This is a genomic window from Paenibacillus sp. plas6 (genome assembly GCF_057221655.1).
Window position 1 is genome coordinate 2,450,429 of the sequence record NZ_CM170151.1, and the last position, 25,948, is coordinate 2,476,376.

At 39.1% G+C, this 25,948-nt stretch carries 20 protein-coding genes; 12 read left to right on the top strand and 8 right to left on the bottom strand.

Annotated elements, in window-relative coordinates; genetic code table 11:
* The first annotated feature begins 102 nt into the window (after positions 1 to 102).
* Entirely contained in the window at positions 103 to 1,071 is a 969-nt protein-coding gene (locus AC2TDL_RS11050; protein ID WP_484696189.1) for a hypothetical protein, read from the top strand.
* 208 nt (positions 1,072 to 1,279) lie between these two features.
* Here AC2TDL_RS11050 and AC2TDL_RS11055 read toward each other — a convergent pair whose 3' ends face one another.
* Positions 1,280 to 2,386 carry an HD-GYP domain-containing protein gene (locus AC2TDL_RS11055; protein WP_484696190.1) on the bottom strand — a complete coding sequence of 369 codons (1,107 nt, stop codon included), beginning with the start codon at positions 2,384 to 2,386 and terminating at the stop codon, positions 1,280 to 1,282.
* 396 nt (positions 2,387 to 2,782) lie between these two features.
* On the opposite strand from AC2TDL_RS11055, the gene AC2TDL_RS11060 reads away from it, so the two are divergent.
* Both AC2TDL_RS11060 and AC2TDL_RS11065 read left to right on the top strand, forming a co-directional pair.
* Positions 2,783 to 6,457: an S-layer homology domain-containing protein gene (locus tag AC2TDL_RS11060; RefSeq protein WP_484696191.1), complete on the top strand. Its 3,675-nt coding sequence runs from the start codon at positions 2,783 to 2,785 to the stop codon at positions 6,455 to 6,457.
* A 141-nt stretch (positions 6,458 to 6,598) separates the two neighbouring features.
* Positions 6,599 to 7,342, top strand: a complete 744-nt coding sequence (locus tag AC2TDL_RS11065; RefSeq protein WP_484696192.1) for a spermidine synthase — start codon at positions 6,599 to 6,601, stop codon at positions 7,340 to 7,342.
* A gap of 83 nt (positions 7,343 to 7,425) precedes the next feature.
* On the opposite strand, the gene cyoD is transcribed toward AC2TDL_RS11065, so the two are convergent.
* From cyoD to AC2TDL_RS11095, 6 genes are all read right to left on the bottom strand, one after another.
* Positions 7,426 to 7,755 carry a cytochrome o ubiquinol oxidase subunit IV gene (gene cyoD / locus AC2TDL_RS11070; RefSeq protein ID WP_484696193.1) on the bottom strand — a complete coding sequence of 110 codons (330 nt, stop codon included), beginning with the start codon at positions 7,753 to 7,755 and terminating at the stop codon, positions 7,426 to 7,428.
* 1 nt (position 7,756) lies between these two features.
* The gene (locus AC2TDL_RS11075; protein ID WP_484696194.1) at positions 7,757 to 8,371 is read right to left on the bottom strand and encodes a cytochrome (ubi)quinol oxidase subunit III; all 615 of its coding nucleotides are present in this window, start codon (positions 8,369 to 8,371) and stop codon (positions 7,757 to 7,759) included.
* Complete coding sequence (locus AC2TDL_RS11080) at positions 8,371 to 10,368, bottom strand: cbb3-type cytochrome c oxidase subunit I (protein ID WP_484696195.1); 1,998 nt, start codon at positions 10,366 to 10,368, stop codon at positions 8,371 to 8,373. The genes AC2TDL_RS11075 and AC2TDL_RS11080 overlap by 1 nt, the downstream gene beginning before the upstream one ends.
* 39 nt (positions 10,369 to 10,407) lie before the next feature.
* Entirely contained in the window at positions 10,408 to 11,337 is a 930-nt protein-coding gene (cyoA, locus tag AC2TDL_RS11085) for a ubiquinol oxidase subunit II (RefSeq protein WP_484696196.1), read from the bottom strand.
* A 263-nt stretch (positions 11,338 to 11,600) separates the two neighbouring features.
* A complete protein-coding gene (locus AC2TDL_RS11090; protein WP_484696197.1) occupies positions 11,601 to 11,888 on the bottom strand; it encodes a hypothetical protein in 288 nt (95 codons plus the stop codon).
* Between the two features lie 109 nt (positions 11,889 to 11,997).
* A complete protein-coding gene (locus tag AC2TDL_RS11095; RefSeq protein ID WP_484696198.1) occupies positions 11,998 to 14,115 on the bottom strand; it encodes a transglycosylase domain-containing protein in 2,118 nt (705 codons plus the stop codon).
* Positions 14,116 to 14,302: 187 nt separating this feature from the next.
* Between AC2TDL_RS11095 and speE the strand changes: the two genes are divergently transcribed.
* From speE to AC2TDL_RS11120, 5 genes are all read left to right on the top strand, one after another.
* Positions 14,303 to 15,130, top strand: coding sequence for a polyamine aminopropyltransferase (gene speE, locus AC2TDL_RS11100; RefSeq protein ID WP_484696199.1), 828 nt, complete (start codon positions 14,303 to 14,305; stop codon positions 15,128 to 15,130).
* Positions 15,131 to 15,308: 178 nt separating this feature from the next.
* Complete coding sequence (locus tag AC2TDL_RS11105; protein ID WP_484696200.1) at positions 15,309 to 15,752, top strand: YwiB family protein; 444 nt, start codon at positions 15,309 to 15,311, stop codon at positions 15,750 to 15,752.
* A complete protein-coding gene (argS, locus tag AC2TDL_RS11110) occupies positions 15,752 to 17,461 on the top strand; it encodes an arginine--tRNA ligase (RefSeq protein WP_484696201.1) in 1,710 nt (569 codons plus the stop codon). The genes AC2TDL_RS11105 and argS overlap by 1 nt, the downstream gene beginning before the upstream one ends.
* A 370-nt stretch (positions 17,462 to 17,831) precedes the next feature.
* Positions 17,832 to 18,461, top strand: a complete 630-nt coding sequence (locus AC2TDL_RS11115; protein WP_484696202.1) for a glycoside hydrolase family 11 protein — start codon at positions 17,832 to 17,834, stop codon at positions 18,459 to 18,461.
* A gap of 176 nt (positions 18,462 to 18,637) precedes the next feature.
* On the top strand, positions 18,638 to 19,597 hold the full coding sequence (locus AC2TDL_RS11120; RefSeq protein WP_484696203.1) for a formylglycine-generating enzyme family protein: 960 nt from the start codon (positions 18,638 to 18,640) through the stop codon (positions 19,595 to 19,597).
* Between the two features lie 159 nt (positions 19,598 to 19,756).
* Here AC2TDL_RS11120 and AC2TDL_RS11125 read toward each other — a convergent pair whose 3' ends face one another.
* Complete coding sequence (locus AC2TDL_RS11125) at positions 19,757 to 20,734, bottom strand: S8 family peptidase (RefSeq protein ID WP_484696204.1); 978 nt, start codon at positions 20,732 to 20,734, stop codon at positions 19,757 to 19,759.
* 543 nt (positions 20,735 to 21,277) lie between these two features.
* Here AC2TDL_RS11125 and rpoE point away from each other — a divergent pair.
* From rpoE to AC2TDL_RS11145, 4 genes are all read left to right on the top strand, one after another.
* Positions 21,278 to 21,844 (top strand): DNA-directed RNA polymerase subunit delta, encoded by a 567-nt coding sequence (gene rpoE / locus AC2TDL_RS11130; protein ID WP_484696205.1) that lies wholly within the window; start codon positions 21,278 to 21,280, stop codon positions 21,842 to 21,844.
* 262 nt (positions 21,845 to 22,106) lie between these two features.
* Positions 22,107 to 23,708 carry a CTP synthase gene (gene pyrG, locus AC2TDL_RS11135; RefSeq protein WP_484696206.1) on the top strand — a complete coding sequence of 534 codons (1,602 nt, stop codon included), beginning with the start codon at positions 22,107 to 22,109 and terminating at the stop codon, positions 23,706 to 23,708.
* Between the two features lie 166 nt (positions 23,709 to 23,874).
* On the top strand, positions 23,875 to 24,261 hold the full coding sequence (locus AC2TDL_RS11140) for a response regulator (protein ID WP_484696207.1): 387 nt from the start codon (positions 23,875 to 23,877) through the stop codon (positions 24,259 to 24,261).
* Between the two features lie 356 nt (positions 24,262 to 24,617).
* A complete protein-coding gene (locus tag AC2TDL_RS11145; protein ID WP_484696208.1) occupies positions 24,618 to 25,877 on the top strand; it encodes a UDP-N-acetylglucosamine 1-carboxyvinyltransferase in 1,260 nt (419 codons plus the stop codon).
* Positions 25,878 to 25,948: the final 71 nt, after the last annotated feature.

Below are 25,948 nucleotides of genomic sequence, written 5' to 3' on the forward strand. Positions count from 1 at the left end.
TTTTTTAGTTGTCAAGTCCTATTAAATATATGACTTACATATTATATTGTCGATTGCTATACTTTTAGCTATGACGGAATATGTCGAAAGGGATGAATAAAAGTGAAAATTGAACAAAAACACTTAAAACGAGTAGGAGTTACAACGGCATTATCAGCTTTGGCAATTTGCGTGTTTGCCATCCCTGCTTTTGCAAAGTCTAGTACGACTAAGACAGTTAGTAATGAGCTGCCAATGGAATTTAACGTTGCTCCAAAAATTGATATTGAGGACACCGTCGTTATTTCCTGGAATTCTGAGCTAAATACAAGCTTGAGAACCTACGATGTGACTGAAGGTGAGTCACAAGCAATTTCTTATTATATTAGTCCTGGTGAAGAAAATGATGATGATATTATCGTCGATGTATTTTTGAAGGTGCCAGTGGAAGTTGCTGAAGCCATCGAATCCGTTAAGATTGATGACAATGTAATTGACAGCTTATATACAGAAGATGACTTTGCCTACTATATGGTGAAAGAAGACCTCGAATTTAAAGTAGATGATGAGGATAATCATTTCTTCAAGGATGAGTTCGATATTACATTTAAGAAGACTACGTCGACTACACCATTTACAGCAAGCTTAGTTGCAATGCAAGAGGTAATTGAAGAACCGGAGCCTATTAAAACAGCAACTCCACAAGAAGGCATTTTCTATTCATCTACTTTCCCGGTCGGATCTACTGGCGAAGTAATATATATGTTTAATGCTCCACTAGGGATTGTTAACGGAACTGCTGTTATCAATTTAGGTGGTGGGATTACTGGGTTTGATCTTGCAAACAGCGCATATTATGATGTGAATGGTATTCATGAAGATTTAACAGAATACTACAATGCGGCAAACAAAACATTGACTCTGCCAATTTCCGGAGGGGAAATTGTGGAATTGTATTTGAATAATGCTACCTTTGCTAGTGTGGCTGGCGGTTACATAGCAACATTAGCTATCGATCAAGATGGCGAAGGTTCTGCTTATTCATTGAGTGATGCAGCCGGTACTGTATACATGTTAGAGTGGTATGATTAATCTGTACACATTATATGAACAAGTGCTTCCCTAAATAAAAAACAACAATTAATTGGGCTGTCCAAAACGTCAGTGAACATTGCTGACTAATGGCACAGTCCTTTTTTAGTAGTTAAGTTTTAGTAGAAGTGATGAAAAAAGACTTCAATACTCTAAGAGCTTGGGAGCAATCCCATTCTCAACATAGATTGAGGTCTTTTTTAGGTATTTAGTCAGTTAAGCGCTCTTTAATTTCCAATAATTCGGGTAGACGCTCAAAAAAGACATCGACAATTTCAGGATCAAAGTGTCTGCCTCTCTGCTCATTAAAATACGTTAAAATTTCATCAAGCTCCCAAGCAGGTTTATAAATACGTTTCGTACTTAGTGCGTCAAATACATCCGCAACAGCAGTAATTCTTCCATAAATATGAATTTCCTCGCCCTTTAATCCGTGAGGATAGCCTGTTCCATCCCATTTTTCATGGTGCTGCTCAGAAATAATTGCCGCTGTATGAAGCAGTTTACGTTGCGAGGAACCTAGCAACTGATGACCAATTAAGGTATGGGTTTTCATAGTTGCAAACTCCTCATCTGTTAGCTTGCCAGGCTTGTTCAAAATATGATCAGGGATCGCGATTTTACCTATATCATGCATAGGAGAAACATCTCGCAGTAGTTCTGCTTCCTGCTGACTTAATCCGTAGCCTAATGCAAGTACATAGGAATAGGCTGCAACACGTTTGATATGATTAGCAGTTTCTCGTGAGCGAAGCTCACTAATTTCACCCATTGCAGATATAATTTCTCGTTGGGTATCGATAATTTCTTGATGTAATATAAAGTTTTCAAGAGACTTTCCAGTGTAAGAAGCAGCAAGTGTTAAATACTCCAAATCTTGAGCAGAGAACACTGCTGATTCGGTTAATTTGTTGATAGCTTGGTATGCACCAATGATTTCATTATCATTATTACGAAACGGGACAGTAATAATAGATTTCGTACGGTAACCTGTTCGTATATCGTTCTCAACATTATGTCTAGGATCAAGATAGGCATCGTCAATCACGATAGGTTTACCCTGCAAAATGGCTGAGCCAACGATCCCCGAGCCAAACGGGATTCTTATTTCTTTAATGCCGTGTGCCACTGTCGTATATAGTTCATTTCGCTCATGATCAATAAGCCACACGGTACAGCGATCGGCAAGTATCATCTCTTTCCCCATATTAGCCATTAGCATAAGCAGTTCATGTAAATCGCGAGCTGCTGATATTTTAGCAACATAGCTAAAGATGATACGCAATAAATGTTCAGGGGTATGCTCAGCTACCACAGTTAATTCCTCCTACCTTATACCCTTCTGTATTCAAATTATACCGCTTAATGCTTGAAAAATATTTCGACACCTATTTTCAAAATCCTGCAATATTCCTAAGAAGTAGATATTATAATCCTGCTTACATGCTTAAAACACTGGTAATAGGTTGACAGTATTAAAATATAAATGGTTCAGCAGTTTATTTTTGTTGAATTATATGGAAAATTACCAGTTCAAAACGATAAAAACTCCTTGTACATCCATATTTTATGGTATAGAATATGGGAAGTAATACCTTTATATTATTTCTATTAGTTCTATTGTCCCAATCTTTTATTCTTGATGTATGCTCTAGAATTGTCGTAAATTGACGGTTCTTCTGCTATATAAAATTAACTTGGAGGTAAAAGAATGAAGAAGGTAAGACAAAGCCTAATTGGTTTGCTTGCAATCCTAGTATTTCTATCGGTTTTATCAGTTCCTTTATCTGTATCTGCTAATGAAGCTAGTAGATTTGCAGATACGAATGGACACTGGGCAGAGCAATCCATTAACAAAGTAGTTGAAGAAGGATTATTTAATGGTGTAACAAAAGATTCGTTTGACCCGCAAGGTTCAATGACTCGTGCAATGTTTATTACAGTTCTTCACCGTTTAGCAGAAAAATTAGACGGTCCTGCTGTTGAGCAGAAAGAGCTGACTTTCTCAGATGTATCTGCTAATGCATGGTACGCTGAAGCTTTGCAATGGGCAGTAAATGCAGATCTAACACAAGGATATGGGAATGGTAAATTCGGTCCTAATGATGAATTAGATCGTGAGCAAATTACTGTTCTAATGGTTAGATTTTTAGAATCTTATTTGGGATATGATTTGAGCAGCTATACATCCGATTCTTTATTTGCTGATGATGAGCAAATTAGTAGCTGGGCTAAAGATGCGGTTTACAAAGCTGTAGCATTAGAGCTTATTAATGGTGAAGGAAACAATCAATTTAATGGCAAAAACAAAGCTAGCCGTGCAGTGGTAGCTGTCATTGCAGAACGTTTCCTAACAGCTTCTGCTAAACTGCAAGCTGAGCAGCCAAAAGAAACTCCTGAACCATCGGTATCCCCAGAGCCAACAGCTTCAGCAGAACCAACTGCTACACCAATTGTTGAAACAGGCGATAGCGGCAGTGGAAGCGGCGGCAACAAAACAATTCAATTGACTAGCGCTACAATTAAACGTAACGGTGCTGATGCAACAGGGGCTACACTTCGCTCTGGCGACGAGCTGACTGTATCAGTAACTCCCGCAAATGCACAAGTATCTGTAAGATGGCTTGTGTATGGTAAAGTTAAATCTGAGCAAAAAACTTATACTGTTCAATCTCTTGATGTAGGTTCTGAAATTGTTGCTGAAGTAACAGGCACAGGTAAATATAGCGGTACAGTAACTACTCCTGCAACAGGTAAAGTTTTAGCAACTGTAGATCTTTCTAATAAAGAAACAAAAAGCGCTCCAGTTGTCGTTGCAGATAATGTCGTTTATAAAGATGCCAACGGTAATGATGTCACTTTGTCAGAAAACGATAAAGTATTGTTTACTGTAGCAGCGTCTGAGGCTGAAGTTCCTGAAACTGAAAAAGATAAAGTAGTTTCAACTCTTCAAGAGCAATTCGCGGATAGCGATGTCAATGTTGAAGAGCTAAACATTAATTATTTTGCAATCGATGCTAATCTATTAGTTGAGCCTGAAGAGGGAGATCCAATTGCAATCCACCCTGTCGGTGAAACAATATTGACACTGTCCAAAGAAACATTTGGCTTTAAAGCAGATGAAGATATTAGCCAGCATATTTTCTTTGTTGGTCACACTAACAAGGACGGTGTAGAGGAAACTGTACCTGGTGAGGTTGTAGAGATTGACGGCGCTCAATATGTGCAAATTAAGCTTAATGGCTTAAGTACAATTTATATCGGTAACGTTCCTCCATTAACAGTAACATTTGATACAGATGGCGGAAGTGAAATTCCAGCTAAAAAAGTTAAACTAGGTGAAATTACACCAGAGGTTGAAGCTCCAACTAAGGACGGATACTTCTTCATTGGTTGGAATATTGACTTAAATAAAACTCCTATTCATAGAGATATTGTAGTTAAAGCGCTTTGGCTTGCTGGAGCAAATGTATCCCAAGAACGTTTAACTATCTTGGATGCCAACGGTGATACAGTAGATAACTATAGCGTTAGCAACGGTGTAGTTAAATTTAATTTGGAAGAAGCTAATGATTATGGCGCTGAGCTAACTTATACATTAATCGTTGAAGCTCCTCAAGGTGCAGCTTCCTATGTATTGAGTGATACGGCAGAATTGTCAGCTGCAGCTAAGGCTGAGGAAGCTGAAGCTTTAAGCGATGGCATTGTTGAGATTCCAGTAGTCATTACTGATGCAGATGGAAAAGTGATTGTAGGTAAGTACCCTTCTTACATTAAATGGTTTGATGAAAATGGAGAAGCAATCATTTTAGAAGCGGTAACTGTAGTGGTTGAAACGGATGCACGTACATCAACTAGAGAGGCTACTATTAATGTCAATCGCGGTGTTGGTAAGCTGGAAGCCATTTTGCTTGCAAAAAATGAAGAGTATAAAGACTACCATGCATACTTAAATGGCAACTTATCAGGCAGCGGTTCATCCAATAACTTTACCCTTAACTTAAATGCTACATTTGATAAGTTTGATTTAAATTGGGATTACAAACTTAATGTTGATTATGCAAATTATAACGGTTTCAAGTTGCTGTTTACTCCTTTTGAAGGTGAATCTTACGCAGAAAAAGCGATTAAAGTAAGTGCATACTATACTGATGAAAATTATGAAAGAAAAGACTTTGCATTCAATTCAAAAGTAAATGAAGAAGGTTTGCTAGAAGTAACTGCTAAAGATAATTTTGATCTAGTGCAATTGGCAGGCAAATCTTATAGTTTCTATTTATATGTAACAGTAGAAGTCGGAGATCGTAAACAGCAAGTTAATGTACGTTTCTACGATGTTTATAACACTAATAATGAATATGAACATGTAACAACTGATCAATGGTCTGAAGTTATTGATGCACTTGGTAAATATGATAACGTTAGCGTATATTACAATGGCGAAGATGTAACTTTGGACAAAGAGTTAGTGCTAAAACCGCAACAAACCCTTCAACTAGGCTCTAACCTTACAATAGCTTCAGGCGGTAAGCTACAATTAAATGGTAATCAGTTCAATGCTGCGTATCTTTATGTAGAGAAAAACATAAATGTTGCTAACGGCGGTAAAATTACAACTAACTCTCAAGAAGCAAATCAAAGAATTTATTCTATTGCAGGTATTCGCTTTTATGGTAATTTTACAGTAGCTTCTGGCGGTGAAGTTGTTATACCAAAACACGGATATCTTGATATTAGCTCTAATGAAAACAATACTATTGTATTTGAACAAGGTTCTGTGTTGAAAACATCTTCTTTGCTTTACATTTATGCAAATATCGAATTGAACGGTGAAGTTAGCATTGATGGTGGTTACGTTAATACTCATAACAATGTCAATATTAATAACAAAATTGAATTGACTAATAATGCAAGATTTTGGTCTTATGCTCAAACTACAATTCAAGAAAACGGCGAATTGCTAGTAGCTAATGGTCAAGTTGGTTTATACGGTAAAACATATATTGAAGGTAAAGTCACTTTGCAAAAAGGCTACATTAACATGTCTAATGTAGGATATACCTTCATTAATGATGGCTCGATTGACATTGCTTCTGGTGCTAACGTATATCTTCAAGGTACGACGCTAGTGAACAATGGAAATCTAACTGGATCAGGTGCAATTAATCTGGTTGAGGAAATTAATGCTGCTGCTAACTACGATAACGGTATTGAATATGTTATTGCAGAAGGTGAGGTAACACCAAGCAATTATAGCCGTTATATGTTTGTAAGAGATCCAGAAACAAGTGTAACAGGTACTATTTTTGAAAGTAAAATTACTGGTACAGGTACTGTTGCTAACAGTTTGAAAATTAACGAAAGCAAAATTGAAATTTCTGAATAAATAATTAATCAGAGGCTTTGCTTAATTAAAAATGCGTCTCGTGACTCTAAGGTTACGGGACGCATTTTTGCTATTAGACTGAACGGAAGTTAAACTAAACGTATAATTGATAAAGAAGAGCAGTTAGAGAGGAGGTAATTTATGAAGCTTATTGCCTCTTATGGTCAAGATGCAGAGACAATCATAGTTTATGAAACCAATACGTTATTTGGTGAAACGGGGCACTTTCGTGTGCTGCAATTTGCTGATGAAGCTGTTCAAGGGGCAATCGATTTAAGGAAACCGGAGCGAATTGTATTCGAATATCCTCGTGCTCTTATCCATCTTATCGAAGAAAATGAACAATATGTACGCTCTTGCGAAGATATATTCATTATCGGTCACGGAATTGGTACACTCTCCAGTTATTTTGCCAGTAAGCATTGCGTCACTGCGGAAATTAACGAAGCCGTCGTACAAATAAGCAAACAATACTTTAATTGGAGCGGAGATAATCTATACATAGAAGATGGACGCAGACTGCTAGAAGAGCAGAACCGTCTTATTGATTACATTGTGCTTGATGCATTTACAAGCAGCGGAGTACCGTCACATTTGTGTACGCAGCAGTTTTTCTCATTAGTATATTCCAAGTTGAGAGATGATGGAGCGCTTCTTATTAACATTACAGGACGAGGGAAGCAAGATGTGAAGGTTGGAGCGATCTATCGTACGTTGCAAGATGTATTTCCGTATACGATGGCATTTACACTCTCAGAGGCTGCAGAGCGTGATATACGCAACAGCATTATTGTGGGCAGTAAATCATTAATTCATTTTCGACTGCGCAGCATGGCAGGCTTTGAGCCTTACGAACCGCAGGCAGGCTATATTTTATACGACTAAAAAAGGATAACTCAAAATTAAAAAGGCGACTCCCGTTAATGAGAGTCGCCTTACATTTATAATTTGCAACTTAGCAAAGTGCCTTACACTGCTACTTTATTGTAAGTCATAATCCAGATTGAGCCAATAATAATCGTAAGCAGAATAATCGCTGCAAAAATTAACGAAATCAAGTTGTAACGTGGTTTATCTTCTTCACGAATATGCATGAAGAAAATTAACTGTACAAGGAATTGCAACACGGCAGTAACAAGGATTACACCGATAGTTGTCGTGCGGTTAAACCAATCATTCAATACTGCAAGCAGTGGAATGATAGTAAGTACAATCGATAACACGAAACCAAGTACATAGGATTTCAGCGAGCCATGTGTATGGCCTTGTTCTTCATGAGAATGATTTTGAGATGCCATACTACATCACCTCCATAAGGTAGACGATGGAGAATACGAAGATCCACACAGCGTCCAAGAAATGCCAGTATAAGCTAATAATATTAACTTTACGTTTTGTTACAGGTGTAATACCACGTTTTGCGATTTGCATAATAATTGCTGTCATCCATACGATACCGACAGATACGTGAAGTCCGTGTGTACCGACTAGTGTATAGAAGGATGACCAGAAAGCACTTGTTGAAATTTTAGCACCTTCATGTACTAGATGAATAAACTCATTAACTTCAAGATATACGAAGGATAAGCCTAGTAGTGCTGAAATTGCCAGCCATAGTATTAACCCTTTTTTATCGCCTTTATTCATCGAAAGCAATGCCAAACCACTTGTAAAGCTACTTGTTAGCAGGATGAATGTAGAAATAATAATCCCGTTCATCTCAATCAAATCAGATCCAATTGGACCTGCTGCTGTATTATCACGCAACACAACGAATGTTGCGAATAATGTTGAGAATAAAATTACGTCGGTAATCATGAAAAGCCAAAAGCCAAACTGCTTTAATGACTCTAAATCGTGATGACCGTGATCATGATTGCCATGACCATGAGCAGTAGAATGTGCTTGTGCCATTAGTTAGCCCCCTTTGCTGCAGCGGCTGCCTCAGTGCGCTCGATTTCTTCAACTGATACGTAATAGTCGTCGTTATAGTTAAAGGAACGTGCCAACATACAAACGATAACTCCAGCAAAACCAAGAACGATCATCCATTTCCAATCCCAGACAAAGCCGAAACCAAGCAGGAACCAGAAGCCTGACATAATAATCGGAATGCCTGAGTTTTTCGGCATATGAATTGGCTCAAGCGGTGCTGTTTTTGCTGCAAGTACATGCGCAGGATCGGATTGACCATTTTCTTGACGTTGTTTTGTCTCCCACCAGTCATCTTGCTCAACAACCACTGGTGTGCGAGCAAAGTTGTAGTGCGGCGCAGGAGAAGGAATTGACCATTCAAGCGTACGACCAACACCCCAGTTATCGCCCGTTTTTTCCATTTTCAAGAAGCGAATGCTATGTGCAATTTGCCATACTTGGAATAGGAAGGCGATACCCATCAATACTGCACCGATAGTTGAAACAACGTTTAGAGGCTGCCAGCCCATATCGAAGTTATATTCGTTAAAGCGACGAGTCATACCCATCAAACCAAGTAAATATTGTGGCATAAAGCAAATATAGAAACCGATGTTCCAGAACCAGAATGCCCATTTGCCAAGCCCTTCATGCAACTTGAAACCGAACATTTTTGGCCACCAATAATACATACCTGCAAAATATCCGAATACGACACCACCGATTAGTACTTGGTGGAAGTGCGCAATTAGGAAGTAACTGTTATGGAATTGGAAGTCAGCAGGCGCTACAGATAGCATAACCCCTGTCATACCACCAACAACGAAACACGGAATGAAAGCTACCGCCCAAAGCATTGGTGTTGGGAACGATAATTTACCGCGATACATTGTAAACAACCAGTTAAATACTTTAACACCAGTAGGAATAGCGATAACCATCGTCGTAACAGCAAAGAATGCGTTGACGTTAGCGCCAGAGCCCATTGTAAAGAAGTGATGCGCCCAAGTAAAGAAGGAGAAGAAGCTAATTGACATTAGGGCAAACACCATTGATTTGTAACCGAAAATTTTCTTTCTTGAGAAAGCTGCCACAACTTCGGAGAAAATACCGAATGCAGGCAAAATAACGATGTAAACCTCAGGATGTCCCCACATCCAAATTAAGTTAAGGTACATCATTGGGTTACCGCCACCGTCAACAGTGAAGAAATGAGCACCTAAGTAGCGGTCAATAAATAGTAAGAACAGTGTAACTGTTAATACTGGGAATGCGAACATAATTGTAACGGATGAAGCAAGAACTGACCAAGAGAACATTGGCATTTTCATAAGCTTCATACCAGGTGCACGCATTTTTAAGATTGTAGCGACAAAGTTAATCCCTGACGCTAGTGAACCGATACCTGAAATCTGAATACCCCAAATGTAGAAGTCTTGACCAAGACCAGGGCTACCTGTACGTTCAGACAATGGCGGATATGCTAACCAACCAGCATCAGGTGATCCACCGATTACGAATGAAATGTTAAACAACATTGCTCCGGCAAAGAATAACCAGAAGCTAAGTGAGTTCAAAAACGGAAATGCTACGTCACGCGCACCGATTTGCAACGGTACAGCAATGTTAAATAAACCGAACATTAGCGGCATTGCCATGAATAGAATCATGATAACACCGTGTGTTGTAAAAATTGCATTATAGTGATCAGGATGCAAAAATTCAAGTTGCGGTGCAGCTAACTGTATACGCATCAATAATGCGTCAACACCACCACGGAAAAGCATTAGGATCGAACAAATAATGTACATAATCCCGATCTTCTTATGGTCAACAGTTGTCAACCATTCTGTCCAGAGCCACTTCCATTTTTTAAAGTACGTTAGGACGAATACAATCGCAACCATCGCAAGAGCGATAGATATTTGCGCTCCAAGAATCATTGGATCGCCCGTAACGAAAAACTCGGATGCAAACTCTTTTATCGTATCCAACATCGAGTAAGAACTCCTTTCATGCCAACATTTATAATTTTACTAATGGTTATGGTTGTGCTCGGAAGCAGAATCATCATTAGTTTCTTCTGAAGACATATGACCTGCATGTGCACCTTTTTCACCATCTTCAACATACTGCATCATAATGTCATAGAACAAATTGTCTGGGAAGCTGGAGTATTGTGCTACTTGCGCAGTACCTTTCTCTTTTAGCTTTTCCACATCTGCTTCAGTTAGTGCATTTTCATTAGCTTTTACTTCATCAACCCATGCATCAAATTCTTCCTGTGATGTTACATCAGCAGTGAAGGTCATTTTTGCAAAATGTTCACCGGTAAAGTTTGCACCAGAACCATAGTATTCTCCTTCTTCATCAGCCTGCAAATGAAGCGTCATTGCCATACCGCTCATTGTGTACAGTTGGCCGCCAAGATTTGGAATCCAGAATGAGTTCATCGCCATATCAGATGTCAGTTTAAAACGTACTGGTGTATCTACTGGCATTTTGAAGTAATTGACAGTTGCAATCCCTTCTTCTGGATAAGTGAACAACCATTTCCAATCAAGTGAAGTTACTTGAATTTCAATAGGTTCTTTTTCTGATTCTAAAGCAACAGCAGGCTCAAGTTTGTAAGTGTAGCGTACTGTTACAACTGCTAAAATTATAATTGCGACAATCGGGATACCCCACCAAATTGTTTCTAGCTTCGCGTTGTGCTCCCAGTTAGGTTTATAGGAAGCTTTGGAATTCGGACGCTCCCGATAACGCCAAACAATGACAGCAGTAATCGCAAAGACAGGTATTGCTATTACAGCACAAATGATTGCGGAAATTATAATTAAATCCTTTTGAGCTGAAGCAATTGGTCCTTTCGGGTCAAGTACCAGATATTGCTCGCTACAGCCCGAGAGAACTAGTAGAAACGCAACACTGAGTAATACCGACAGCTTGCGAAAAACAGGTCTCATGACAATGTTCACTCCTTGATTAATTGACTTACGTCTAAAGATAACAAATCTTTAATAAAAACACTCTACCGTTTTCGAATCCGTAAATAATTCGACTAATAATCGACAAATATTCTTCACTTGTTAGACATAACATTTCATAAAGTTAGAAAAAGCAGTGATCTTTACTGAATTTATAGTGATTTAAACACAAAAAAAGGAAGCGAGTCTCTCACATAAGAGAGCTTATCGCTTCCTAAATAATGTAAAGGTTATGAGCAAACTTAGTCGATGTCAGAGGACTTTTCAGCGGCTTGATTCATCATCCGTTTGTGAACAAGGCCAATTGCAGTACCAATGACATAAATGTGAACACTTCCAACTAAAAAACCAATGCCGACCATAAGTCCCCAGTTACGATCGTTAAATTCTGCAATATTCGCGATGCAGAGAACAACACCGATTGCCAAAACGATCCAGGCAATGGCTGTCATAATTTTAACCAGTTTATTGGCATCTGGCTTGGTTGATTTTAGTTCATGTATATTAACAGTTCTTGTGTTAGAGTTCATATCGATCACTCCTTAGAGGTAATGTAAGTGCTTTCTTGATATAACTATAACACAAAATTGTCACTTTGTTCAAATATTTTTCACTTTTTAATCAAATTTTGGACAAATATTAATTGAACCACCATTTTTTTACTTGCTCCCACCATCTGCGATAGCCTTTATGCTCTTGGATTTCTGGGGAGTATTGTTCTTGTTCAAGCTTTAGTTCATCTGAATCAGCATTGTCTTCAGAGGACTGACAATATTGTGTTGGCTGCGTTCCTTCCAAAAAATACTCTAAATGATCTGAAGTGCAAGCCTCAGAAGCTAGTAGTCCCGTTGCTTCATCAATATAAACAGCAACAATGGATTCGGGCACTGGAAACATTTTTGGAGGAATATCCTGTAATGCTTCTTCAATAAAATGAGCAAAAATCGGTGCCGCTCGCCTTGCTTCGGCAACTGTTAAATAACGATCTTTATCATATCCGACCCAAACAGCAGCACTTAATTCAGGTGTATATCCTACCATCCATGCATCAACAGGTGTCGTGCCGCTTTTCCCTGCAACAGGACGATGAATAATGGATTGTACACGATGAGCTGTGCCACCTTCATCGAACACATCCTCTAGCAATGACGTCATTAGAAAAGCCTCATCCTCACTCAGTGCAGGTTGGGGATGATAATCAGCTTCATAAATCGTTTTTCCATATTTATTTACAATTTTTAAAATCGCTATTGGCTTATGATAAACCCCTTGATTAGCGAAAACGCCGTATGCGGCAGCTAATTCAAGCGGGCTAACTGGTGAGGAGCCAAGCGCAAGTGAAGGCACTGCTTCTAACTCTGATGAAATACCAAGCTTGCGTGCCATTTCGATAACTGCTTCAGGACCAACCTCCATCATTGTATGTACAGCATAGATATTATCTGAGCTTGCGATCGCTTTACGCATTGAGATATAGTCATTGACATATTTGTCACCGTAATTTTGCGGCTCATATGTTTTGCGACCATCATCATAAGTGAAAACGGTTGGTTCACTTTTAAAGGTAGAAGTGACCGTTAGCTTATGCGAATTAAGCGCTGCGGCATACAGAAATGGTTTAAAGGTTGAGCCTGGTTGTCTTGTTGTAACGATTGCGCGATTATATTGATTTTGTTCATAATTACGACCGCCAACCATTGCTTTAATATGCCCATTACGTGGATCGATCGCTACAAGCGCTGCCTGCTGTTCACTGCTGGCAGGAATTCCATCGGCAATTTTTTTTTCAGCAATCGCCTGCATCTTTTGATCTAAGGTTGTATAAATGGTAATGCCACCTTCATAGAGCAGTTGCTCATCAATCCCTAAGGTGTGTATTGCCTCTTGAATAACGTAATCGCGAAAATAGGATGCCTCGCTTGAATTATCCGTTTCATTGTAGGCAGTAAATTTAAGTGTTTCGTTGTAGGCAGCCTCTTTTTCTTCCTCGTTAATATCTCCGCGATTAACCATTGCTTGGAGAATGAGAGCTTGGCGATGCTTTGCGTTGAACATATTGTTAAGAGGTGAATAATAAGTTGGTCCTTTAGGAATACCAGCTAACATCGTGCTTTCTGCTAAATTCAGCTCACTTGCTGATTTATTAAAATAGTAGCGAGCGGCTGCTTCGATACCGTAAGCGCCGTGACCATAATAAATTTGATTTAAATACATTTCTAAAATTTCATCTTTTGAATATTTCATTTCGAGCTGTGCAGTGTAAATTGCTTCCTTAATTTTGCGTTGAAATGTCTTTTCATGCGACAAATATAAATTACGCGCAAGCTGTTGTGTTAAGGTGCTTGCTCCTTGCTTTGCCGATAAGTTACTAACATTAACGATGACAGCTCGTGCTAATCCTTTTAAATCAAAGCCAAAATGTGAATAAAAGCGTTTGTCCTCAATCGCTAATGTAGCTTTTTGTACGTAAGGAGATATTTCGCTTAATGGAACAGCAATCCGATTGACCCCAGTATGAAAATAACTTATCAATGCTCCATTACGATCAACAAGCTGGCTAGACTGGCTAATTGTAGGGACAGGCAAATCTTTTTGCTTCAAATAATAAAGTCCACCTGCTAGTATTGCCATTACACAGAGTAGAAAAATAATTCCTCTACGCAACCAGCGGTGAAATGCAATTAAAATAAACAAATAACGTTCAGTAAGTAACGGAAAACGCGATCTTTTTGAACGATGATGTGCTCCTTTTGCCATGCTTAGTCACCTCGATGTTTGCCAATAATAGGTTTTATTACTGTAGTATGGGGTGTTCCAAGGTTGGATATTCATGGCTAGCCGTATATAAAAATTTATTATTGGTAATGGAGGGAGAATATTATTGATTTTTTAAGCGGTTAATCTATAATCAACTTGAACCACTGATGGAAGGAAGGGATTGGACATGGAATTATGGTATACAGAGAAGCAAACCGAAAGTTTTGGCATTACGGCAAAAATTTCAAAAACGTATGTAGATGAGCAAACAGAGTTTCAAAAGCTTGATATTATTGAAACAGAGCAATTTGGAACAATGCTTGTCCTTGACGGTATGGTTATGACGACGGTTAAGGATGAATTTGTATACCATGAAATGGTTGCTCATCCCATCTTGTTCACTCATCCGAACCCTGAGCATGTACTTGTTGTAGGTGGCGGAGATGGTGGTGTTATTCGAGAAATTATGAAGCATCCAAAAGTGAAAAAAGCGGTGCTAGTCGATATTGACGGTAAAGTGATCGAATACTCTAAAAAATATTTGCCAAGTATTGCTTGTGAATTGGAAAATCCTCGTGTAGAAGTCATTGTCAATGATGGGTTTATGCATATTCATGATCATAAAAACAGCTATGATGTCATTATGGTTGATTCTACTGAGCCAGTAGGACCTGCAGTTCATTTGTTTACCCGCGGTTTCTATCAAGGGATTTATGAAGCTTTGAAGGAAGATGGCATGTTTGTAGCGCAAACGGATAATCCTTGGTTTAAAGCTGATCTGATTAAAAATGTCAATCGTGATGTAAAGGAAGTATTTCCGATTGTACGAGTATATACGGCAAACATTCCAACTTATCCAAGCGGCTTATGGACCTTCACAATCGGTAGTAAAAAGTATGATCCGCTTGAGGTAGATGCTGCAGCAATTCCAGAACTGGATACGAAATATTATAGTCCTCGTCTTCATAAAGCAGCATTTGTTTTACCGAAATTCGTTGAAGATTTGGTAAAATGATTTCATAAAATGGATTAGTAAAATCATGAGCTATGTTTCAAGCTTGCTTTTGGTACGGCTAAGCCCTTATCGCAAAGACCAAAAGCAAGCTTTTTGCCGCTAACAAGCGGTTGAAATTGAACGATTTCCTGTATTATAGTAATAAGATATAATGAGTAAGGATATGGAGAAATCGGTAATGAATCATAAACAATCTGTGCTCATTCAGTTTGAAAGCATGCAAGATAATGAGCGTGTTTCACAGCAGCTAACAGGTGAATGGTATTCGAAAGGGAAGGCCATTTACATAACGTATGAGGAGAAGAGTGAGCTAGGAGTCGTGCGCAATGTGTTGCGTTATGATGCTAAGGAATTAAAACTAATGCGCAGAGGAGCGTTAGATTCAGAGCAGTGCTATCGTGCGCATGAACGAATAGCAGGCTATTATAATAATTCCTTATTAAAATTAGATCTGGACGTTTACACCCATCAATTAGTTGTAAGAGATCAGCATGACGGCGTTATCCTTGGTTTACCATCGAAATTGCCTTTTTCGTTGCAATGGGAATATGACTTGTATACTGGGGAGCAAGCGCTAGGACGTTTCAAGCTGCGTTTATATTTGAAGGAGGCTGTACATTAATGAAAAGCTATGTGTTAGATCGAACGTATTCGGCGCTGAAGGAGGCAATCGCTAGTGCTGTAATTAAGGCTGGGCTTGTAGAGCAGGAGCAGTTACCAACAATTGCACTCGAGGTTCCGAAGGATAAGGCTCATGGAGACTTAGCAACAAATATTGCGATGCAGCTTACCAAGATTGCTAAGAAAAATCCTCGTCAAATTGCCGAAGCAATTATTGAAAATTTAGATTACACTGCTGCATTTGTGCAAAGTGCAGAAATTGCAGGACCTGGTTTTATTAACTTCCGTATGGATAATCGCTATTTGCATGCTGTAGTAGATGAGGTGCTGCAAGCAGGCGGGGACTATGGACGTGTAGCGGACGGTAATGGCAAACGTATTGAGGTTGAATTCGTAAGTGCTAACCCTACTGGTAATTTGCATCTAGGACATGCCCGTGGTGCTGCTGTCGGTGATGCATTGTGTAATGTGCTTGATTTTGCTGGTTACGATGTAACAAGAGAATATTATATCAATGATGCAGGTAAGCAAATTGAAAACCTGGCGCTTTCCATTGAAGCGAGATATTTGCAGGAGCTGGGTCAAGATGCAGCAATGCCAGAGGATGGCTACTATGGAGAAGATATTATTGGTTTTGCTAAGGAGCTTGTTGCAGAAAAAGGCGATTCTCTATTGAAAATGTCCGATAAAGAGAAATTTGCGTTTTTCCGCAGCTATGGACTAGAGCGTGAATTAAATAAAATTAAACGCGACCTTGAGCGTTTCCGTGTAAGTTTTGATATTTGGTATAGCGAAACTTCCTTATATGAGCAAGGAAAAGTAACAGAGGCGTTGGACAAGCTTAGAGCTTCAGGACATGTATATGAGGAAGATGGCGCAACTTGGCTTAATACAACTCAGTTTGGTGATGATAAAAACCGAGTACTTATTAAAAATGACGGTTCCTATACGTACTTAACGCCAGACATTGCTTATCATTTAGATAAATATAGTCGCGGTTATGATAAGCTAATTAACATTTGGGGTGCAGACCACCATGGATATATTCCTCGTATGAAAGCTGCGATGGAAGCTCTTGGCAATGATCCGAATAAACTGACGGTTTTAATTGCACAAATGGTTAGCTTGTTCCAAAATGGCGAAAAAGTTAAAATGTCTAAGCGTACTGGTAAAGCTGTAACGATGCAGGATCTAATGGATGAAGTTGGCGTTGATGCAATCCGCTATAACTTTACTGCCCGCAGTATGGATTCTCATCTAGATTTCGATATGGATTTAGCAGTTGCAACTTCTAATGAAAATCCAGTTTTCTATGTCCAATATGCACATGCACGAATTTGCAGTGTATTGCGACAAGCTGAGCAACAAGGTATTGCCTTGCCACAGGCTGGAAGTGTAGATCTTAGCGTGCTTGGTACTGTTCAAGAGTTTGATATTTTGCGCAAGCTTGGTCAATTCCCGCAAGAAATTAGTGAAGCTGCTGCAAATTATGCGCCGCATCGCATTGTACGCTATGTATATGAGCTTGCTGCAGAATTCCATAGCTATTATCGCGCTGAGAAATTCTTAACAGATAATAAGGAGCTTACAGCAGCTCGTTTACTATTGCTTCAAGCGATTAAAACAACACTTGTCAATGCATTAACGTTAATTGGCGTGTCAGCACCAGAGCAAATGCACAAGCAACCAGAAGAAGGTTCTGAAGAATAAAAAGTTATTGCTTGTAAAAGTAAAAACTTCTTGAAATATAATGAAATTAATATTTATTAAGCTAGATGTATTAGAAATCAATGTTACTTAATAACAATGTGAAGAGAGTGGATCGAGTATCCACTCTCTTTTTCTGATATTAAATTCCACTAATTTGAAAATATGTTAAATTATCTAATTTAATTCTATAGTTTTTGAAGTGAATTGAATACGCTTACATCCTATAATCGAATATGAAAGGGGGGGTGAAGGTAGGCAGACATCATAGATAGACAGTCGACAGCAACATGAGAACTTCAAGAACTTCAACTGACAAAATTAAAATTTGACAAAATCAAATCAAAAATTATTTTTTTGGAGGTTGGTTGTAATGAAATTTTCAAAAACAAGTATCAAATTATTAATTGCTGCGACATTGTGCTTCTGCATGCTTGCAACAACAGCAAGTGCTAACACCTATTGGCAGAATTGGACTGATGGCGGTGGTACTGTTAATGCAGTTAACGGAGCTGGCGGTAACTACAGCGTTAGCTGGTACAATACTGGTAACTTTGTTGTTGGTAAAGGTTGGGAAGTAGGTTCTCCTTATCGTACAATTAACTACAATGCTGGCGCATGGGCTCCATCTGGTAATGCATATTTAACACTATATGGATGGACAAGAAATGCACTAATTGAGTATTACGTTGTTGACAACTGGGGCACATATCGCCCAACTGGTGATTGGAAAGGTACTGTGTACAGTGATGGCGGTGTGTACGATATTTACACATCAATGCGATATAATGCGCCATCCATCGACGGTACTCAAACATTCCAACAATTTTGGAGTGTTCGCCAAACTAAGAGACCAACAGGCAGCAACGTTTCAATTACATTCAGCAATCATGTAAATGCATGGGCAAATGCTAGAATGTATCTTGGAACAAACTGGTCTTATCAAGTGCTTGCAACAGAAGGTTACCAAAGCAGCGGCTACTCTAATGTTACCGTTTGGTAATAGTGACTATCACAAGTTAACTGCGACAGAACTTGCTTGATGTGAGTTCATAAATGCTAGGGTTTGCATAATTGATTGCAGCCCTAGCTGCTTTGAGTGGACGAGCTATTATCAGCTGAATAGCGTATATTATGGAAAGTTTTAATAGCGATCACTTAAGTAAAGGAGAGCCATAAATGAAAGCTCATAAAATGCTCTTAATATTATTGCTAACTATAGTAGTCAGTGCGTGCTCACAGGAAGCAACTCAAGAGGCAGCTCAGGAATCTCGACAGGAAACGGAACAAAAGCCAGCACCTACAGAGCCAAAAAAAGAGTCGGTTCAAATAGATCATAGCAAAAAAGAAGATAATAACGAAAAAATAGTCATAAGTGATGAGTTAGTATTCATAGAAGGCGGTAATTTTGTAAGTAAAAACACTAATTTTTATGAAAAAAATATAAAAATTCCTAGTTTTTATATTGGCAGATATGAAGTTACTCAAAAAGAATGGGAGGAAGTAATGGGCGACAATCCTTCAGCATTTGTAGGGGAGTATCGTCCTGTAGAGATGATCAGCTGGTATGATGCTATCGTATTTTGTAATTTAAAAAGTGAAAAGGAAGGGCTTGAGCCTTATTACATTATAGATAAGGACACCGTTGATCCAGATAATAAGAGTGAATACGACCCAATAAAGTGGAAAGTTACAATTAATGAGGGGGCAAATGGATATCGACTCCCGACAGAAGCTGAATGGGAATATGCTGCTAGCGGTGGTCAATTAAGCAAAGGTCATATATATAGTGGAAGTAATGACATTAATGAAGTGTCATGGAATTGGAGAAATGCAGGTAAAAAATATATAGATGGTGACTGGAACTGGCCAATTATTGAAAATAATCGTAATGAAACAAAGATCGTTGGTTCTAAAAAATCAAATGAGTTAGAACTGTATGACATGTCTGGTAACGTAAGAGAATGGGTTTGGGATTGGTATGTAGATGAAGACGGTAATACAGGGTTTCAGCGAGTCGTAAAGGGCGGAGGCTGGATGGGTGTTGAGCTGACTAACGAAATAAAATTCCGTGGAAAATTTGAAGCAAGTGGTTATGGTCCAGATCAAGGCTTTCGCTTAGCACGTAATGCGTCATAATAATGAATAATGGATGTCATGTATTATATGTTCATTGCTATAAATACGATTTCAGGTTCCAGTACCTCTAGTTTCATTAAATAAAAGTAGCACAAACCTTGTTGGTATGTGCTACTTTTATTTGTAGGTTTTTTGAAGCAACTTAAAGGTTTATATAAATTATCCAAATAATTCTTTTGCAACGTGAATCATTTTCATCACATCCAGCTCCCCTGCTTTAAGCGCTTTATTGTACTTAAGTGGTTGTGAGGAGCGTTTTAGCACATATTTAATTTCATTTGGCCGGAGCTTAGGGTAAAGCTCAAGCAATATTGCAATTGCTCCGCTAACATGAGAGGTTGCCATACTTGTTCCGTTCATTTCATGGTAGCTGTTATTTAACCACGCTGATACAATCCGATCTCCAGGTGCATATATATCAATATATATTCCTCTATTGCTAAATGGAGGGATTTTGCGCTGCTCATTTGTGGCACCTACTGCTATCGTATTTTGGAATCGAGCAGGATAGTCGATCGACTTACGTTTACTGTCATTGCCTGAGGAGGCGACGATAACTACCCCTTTTTGATAAGCGCGATTGACAGCATTCAGCATCGACTTGCTTTTCGTTCTCATCCCGAAGCTCATATTAATAATATTCACTTTATTACGAACACACCAATCTATTGCATAAGCAATATCGGAAACGTAGGCACTGCCATTCTCGTCAAAAGCTTTGACGGGAACAATTAAAGAATGCGGAGCGACGCCTATCATGCCATGATTAGGATTCGATGCGGCAATTGTACCTGCAATATGTGTGCCATGTCCGTTATCATCGATTGGCGGGCGACTCGGATCAACTAAATTGATGCCTGGCAAAATTGAGCCTCTAAGGGCAGGGTGATGAAAATCAATGCCAGTATCAATGACGCCAATTTTAATGTTGCGCCCTGTTGCATATTGCCATGCCTGTGGTGCATTAATTTTTTCGACACCCCAAGGAATGCCATTGCGGATTAATTTGCTATGACTTGAGGAGGCTTGCAGCTCAATATTTAATTGTTCTGGCAGGTCAAGTCCCATCGTGTCAGTTCCTCCTAAATTGAGCTTCGGAATAGGCAGCTTCGTGTTGCACTGAAATAGATAACTCATCTTTTCGTGTAAGCATCGCTTCGAAATAAATCTGTAGCATTTAGGTAGTAACTCGCAGAAGAGCAGAAGCGAGCGCTGTTAAGTCAGGAGTATCTATTTCTTGCCGAAGCTGGTTGTCTTTGTTCCGAACAGGTTTGATAGTGCAGCAGAATAGCTTCTATCGTTCAATAGTGTATGAAGGAGTTGATTGAGAGGTATATGCACTAGCCTGCTTGAGGGAAGAAAAGATAGCAGTTTACACGAAGTTTTCTTTGTGAGACTAGGCTTAAAACCGTGTCATTTTAAGGGGATACTCATAACATAATAGAAGAGCGATTGCTCTTATACTTTGCCAGTGTTCATATAATGCTGGCAAAAGGATACAGTCAAAGCGGCAGGATTATCCTGCCGCTTTTGTGCGTTTGGCGCTTTAAATAAAAAAATATTTTCATCTTGATGATACAACTTGCAATTTTATAGGAAATAATGTTTACTATACTTTGACTAATGTTACTATGATGGTGATACTTAACTTATTCAGTTAGCAAGAGAGGATGTGTCAAGATGAGCGGAATCACTTTAAAACTAGACCCAGAGCGTATTCGTGAGATGCCTTTGGTTGATCTGGCTTTTGAGGTATTAAAAGTTGCGAATACTCCATACTACTATCGTGATCTAATTATGGAGGTTGCTAAACTTCGCGGTATTGAAACGGATAATCTTAACCAATTTATTGCTCAGGTATACACAGAAATTAATATCGATGGTCGCTTTGCTTGCGTTGGTAATAATGTTTGGGGCTTGAAACGCTGGTATCCAGTTGAACGTGCAGAGGATCCAGTTGGCAATACGAAGCGTACTCGTATCATTAATGATGATGATGATCTTGATGAAGATGACGAACTGTATGTGGATGAAGATGATGCATACGGTAATGATGATGACGACTTCGGCGGCTATGACGACGAGGAAGTATTCGATGAGGACGATGCTGAGGTTGAGGATGACGTTGACGTAGATGTTGATGTTGAACTTGACGAAGACATTGATGAAGAATTAGAGGATGAAGATTTGTCACTGGATGAAGTAGAAGAGGAAGAATTTGACGCATATGACGATGATGATCGTTAATTGATTGTCAAATTTGACAGCTTCTCAACAAAACAGTGCGATTATGTGACTTGTGTTTAGATACTCTTGACACAAGCTATAGGGCAGAGTAAACTAACCTATGGGCTAAAGAAATAGCTGAACATATAAATCGTTCATTAATATACCAAATGAGAAAAGTGCCCCCGTGCAACGGGTGTCACTTTTTTTATTTGTATTTATTTGATTTTTTGCATTTGGGAAAGCTAAAAACATAATGAAAAGCATGGAGGGTATTATCACAGTGACCAAATATATTTTTGTAACGGGTGGCGTTGTTTCGTCTTTAGGTAAAGGGATTACTGCAGCATCTCTAGGCAGACTGCTTAAAAACAGAGGACTAAAAGTTACAATTCAAAAATTTGATCCTTATATCAATGTGGATCCAGGTACAATGAGTCCGTATCAGCATGGTGAGGTTTTCGTGACCGATGATGGAGCGGAAACAGATCTTGACCTTGGTCACTATGAGCGCTTTATTGACATCAATCTTTCTAAAAACAGCAATGTAACAACAGGGAAAATATATTCTAACGTCATTACAAAAGAACGTCGTGGCGATTATTTGGGCGGTACCGTTCAAGTTATTCCTCACATTACAAATGAAATTAAAGAGCGTGTTTTCCGTGCTGGTAAAGAATCAGGAGCTGACATTGTCATTACTGAAATTGGCGGTACGGTAGGTGACATTGAAAGCTTGCCTTTCCTGGAAGCAATTCGACAAATTCGCAGCGACATTGGCCGTGATAATGTCATGTATGTGCATGTTACATTAATTCCATATATTAAAGCGGCTGGTGAAGTGAAAACTAAACCAACTCAACATAGTGTAAAAGAACTGCGTTCAATTGGTATTCAGCCAAATGTTATTGTATGCCGTTCTGAATATCCGCTAGCTACAGAATTAAAACGCAAAATTGGTTTGTTCTGCGACATCGATGCGAATGCAGTAATCGAATGTCTCGATGCTTCTACACTATATGAAGTTCCATTAATGTTGCAGGAGCAAGGTTTGGATCAAATCGTGCTAGACCATTTGAAAATTGAAGCTCCGCCTGCGGATATGACAGAGTGGACTGCAATGGTAGAACGTGTAAAATCGTTGAAAAATAACGTTGAAATCGCGATCGTTGGTAAATATGTGGCACTTCACGATGCATATTTGAGTATTGCTGAGGCATTGCGTCATGCTGGTATTGCGCTTGATGCAGATGTCAAGCTGCGCTGGGTAGATGCTGAGGAAGTTACTGAAGGAAATGTTGCTGATATGTTGAAAGGCGCACAAGGTATTTTGGTTCCTGGTGGCTTTGGCGACCGCGGAATTGAAGGGAAAATTACTGCAATTCGTTATGCGCGTGAGCAGAAAGTTCCGTTCTTTGGTATTTGCTTAGGTATGCAAGTTGCTGTTATTGAATACGCTCGTAACGTACTTGGTCTTAAAAATGCAAATAGCTCTGAAATTAATGCATCAACACCTTATCCTGTAATTGACCTATTGCCGGATCAAAAGGATGTTGCGGACATGGGTGGTACAATGCGTTTAGGCTTGTATCCATGTAAAGTTGTTGAAGGAACGAATGCGTTTGAAGCGTATGGTGAGGAATTAGTTTACGAACGTCATCGTCATCGCTATGAATTTAACAATGAATATCGTGAGGCGCTAGAAGGTGCAGGACTAGTAATTTCTGGTACATCTCCAGATGGACGTCTTGTTGAGATGGTTGAAGTGAAGAATCATCCATGGTTCTTGGCTGTTCAATTCCATCCAGAATTTACATCAAGACCGAATCGTCCACAACGTTTGTTCCATCGATTTGTTGAAGCTTCACTTAAAAATATACAATAAAAAAATAAATGATTAAATTATTGGAAAATTATTGATGAGGTTTCCATATAGGCAGGATTCTACTCCTAGATAGCGAATATTACACAGGATATCTATTACGTCTATTTTCTGTAGGGAATAAATGAAAGTTTATGATAGCTCGCGTGATTAGGGGGGTAGAATTTGTTTGGAAAAGCAAAGAGTACTCATCGTAGATGATCAAAACGGGATAAGACTTCTTTTAATGGAAGTGTTTAACAGTGAAGGTTACCTGACCTCGCAAGCTTCAAATGGCAAAATAGCTTTGGAAATTGTACGGAATGAGCGTCCTGATTTAGTGCTATTGGATATGAAAATTCCTGGAATGGATGGCTTGGAAATTTTGCAGCACATAAAGTCGATTGATCCTAGCATTACTGTCATTATGATGACAGCGTACGGAGAGCTAGATATGATTAATCGTGCTACAGAACTAGGGGCAGTGAAACACTTCACTAAGCCTTTTGACATCGATGAGCTTCGGATGGAAGTGAATTATCAATTACGTGGTCGAAGTGTGCAGAATTGGGAATAACTAAGGGATCATGAGGACAAAGCGTCGCTACATCCATCGTAGCGATGCTTTGTTATTTTAGGAATACAGGCGGTAGGAAATCGCAAAACACTATGCTATAATATCGTTGAATTAATAAAAGCTTGGTGGTTGCAGGCACTATGACCTAGTTGTTTTGTCATAGATATATAATTCATTTATTCGATTATTTCTATATATTTTCGATATATATTTGTAAACAGTAACAAAGGACAAGGAATACATGTAAACCGCCTTTTGACAGAGCGCTGTCTCGATATTTTGCTAAGTTATGGAGCACGCTTTGCGGCGGTTTTTACTATGTTGACTTCCAGGCTAACGGGAGGACCATAAAATTAATGGAGAAATTAATGATTCGCGGCGGAAAGCCACTAAATGGAACAGTCACCATTAGCGGTGCTAAAAATAGTGCGATTGCTTTGCTGCCTGCCGCATTGCTTGCTGATTCAGAGGTAATTTTAGATAATTTACCGGATATTAGTGATGTTGCGATTTATAGTGAAATACTAGAAGAATTAGGTGCAAAGGTAACAAGACGCGGTGATGAAATTCGCATAGATCCATCTCGGCTTGTTTCTAAACCTATGCCAAATGGTAAAGTGAAAAAGCTTCGCGCCTCTTATTACTTAATGGGAGCGTTACTTGGCCGATTTGGAGAAGCGACGATCGGAATGCCGGGTGGCTGTAACTTTGAACCAAGACCAATTGATCAACATATTAAAGGTTTTGAAGCACTAGGAGCGGTAGTGACAAATGAGCAAGGCTCTCTGCATATAAAGGCAAAACAGCTTCGCGGTGCAAAAATATATTTGGATGTTGTCAGCGTAGGGGCGACCATTAATATTATGCTCGCAGCTTGCCGAGCTGAAGGAGTTACATTTATTGAAAATGCTGCAAAAGAGCCCGAAATTGTTGATGTGGCAACACTATTAACAGCGATGGGCGCTAAAATAAAGGGTGCAGGTACAGAGACAATTCGTATTGAGGGCGTTAAAGAAATGAGAGGATGTCGTCATTCGATTATCTCAGACCGCATTCAAGCAGGTACTTATATGATTATGGCTGCCGCAACACGCGGTAATGTGCTGGTGGACAACGTCATTCCAAAACATCTTGAAGCATTGACTGCTAAACTCGAAGAAATGGGTGTCGAAGTAGAGGAGTATGATGAAGCAATTCGTATTATTGGAAAACCAACATATTCGGCAGTAGATGTTAAAGCGCTCGTATATCCAGGTTTTCCAACAGATTTACAATCACCGATGACTTCTTTACTTGTCTGCGCTCAGGGGACAAGCTTGCTAACGGATTATGTATACGGTACACGCTTTAAGCATGTTCCTGAACTAACCTTAATGGGAGCAAACATTCGTGTGGAAGGCAGAACTGCGATTATTGAAGGTGGTAAATTTTCTGCTGCAAAAGTCAAGGCTGCAGACTTGCGTGCTGGTGCTGCGTTAGTTGTAGCGGCTTTAACTGTAGAAAATGAAGTCACAGAAATTACAAATGTCGAGTTAATTGATCGTGGTTACGATCGACTGGTAGAAAACCTTAGAAACTTAGGCGCTGATGTTTGGCGTGAAAGTAGTAGCAGCTAGTCTAGTTATAGTGCCCGAATAGATTTCATAGATTCGGGCAATGCTGTTAAACAAAGGAATTATATTTTAAA

Excerpts from the sequence above, each read along its gene's own strand:
- AC2TDL_RS11060 (WP_484696191.1), top strand. The coding sequence starts at position 2,783 with ATGAAGAAGGTAAGACAAAGCCTAATTGGTTTGCTTGCAATCCTAGTA.
- AC2TDL_RS11065 (WP_484696192.1), top strand. The coding sequence starts at position 6,599 with ATGAAGCTTATTGCCTCTTATGGTCAAGATGCAGAGACAATCATAGTT.
- cyoD (WP_484696193.1), bottom strand. The coding sequence starts at position 7,755 with ATGGCATCTCAAAATCATTCTCATGAAGAACAAGGCCATACACATGGC.
- AC2TDL_RS11075 (WP_484696194.1), bottom strand. The coding sequence starts at position 8,371 with ATGGCACAAGCACATTCTACTGCTCATGGTCATGGCAATCATGATCAC.
- AC2TDL_RS11080 (WP_484696195.1), bottom strand. The coding sequence starts at position 10,368 with ATGTTGGATACGATAAAAGAGTTTGCATCCGAGTTTTTCGTTACGGGC.
- cyoA (WP_484696196.1), bottom strand. The coding sequence starts at position 11,337 with ATGAGACCTGTTTTTCGCAAGCTGTCGGTATTACTCAGTGTTGCGTTT.
- AC2TDL_RS11090 (WP_484696197.1), bottom strand. The coding sequence starts at position 11,888 with ATGAACTCTAACACAAGAACTGTTAATATACATGAACTAAAATCAACC.
- AC2TDL_RS11095 (WP_484696198.1), bottom strand. The coding sequence starts at position 14,115 with ATGGCAAAAGGAGCACATCATCGTTCAAAAAGATCGCGTTTTCCGTTA.
- speE (WP_484696199.1), top strand. The coding sequence starts at position 14,303 with ATGGAATTATGGTATACAGAGAAGCAAACCGAAAGTTTTGGCATTACG.
- AC2TDL_RS11105 (WP_484696200.1), top strand. The coding sequence starts at position 15,309 with ATGAATCATAAACAATCTGTGCTCATTCAGTTTGAAAGCATGCAAGAT.
- argS (WP_484696201.1), top strand. The coding sequence starts at position 15,752 with ATGAAAAGCTATGTGTTAGATCGAACGTATTCGGCGCTGAAGGAGGCA.
- AC2TDL_RS11115 (WP_484696202.1), top strand. The coding sequence starts at position 17,832 with ATGAAATTTTCAAAAACAAGTATCAAATTATTAATTGCTGCGACATTG.
- AC2TDL_RS11120 (WP_484696203.1), top strand. The coding sequence starts at position 18,638 with ATGAAAGCTCATAAAATGCTCTTAATATTATTGCTAACTATAGTAGTC.
- AC2TDL_RS11125 (WP_484696204.1), bottom strand. The coding sequence starts at position 20,734 with ATGAGTTATCTATTTCAGTGCAACACGAAGCTGCCTATTCCGAAGCTC.
- rpoE (WP_484696205.1), top strand. The coding sequence starts at position 21,278 with ATGAGCGGAATCACTTTAAAACTAGACCCAGAGCGTATTCGTGAGATG.
- AC2TDL_RS11145 (WP_484696208.1), top strand. The coding sequence starts at position 24,618 with ATGGAGAAATTAATGATTCGCGGCGGAAAGCCACTAAATGGAACAGTC.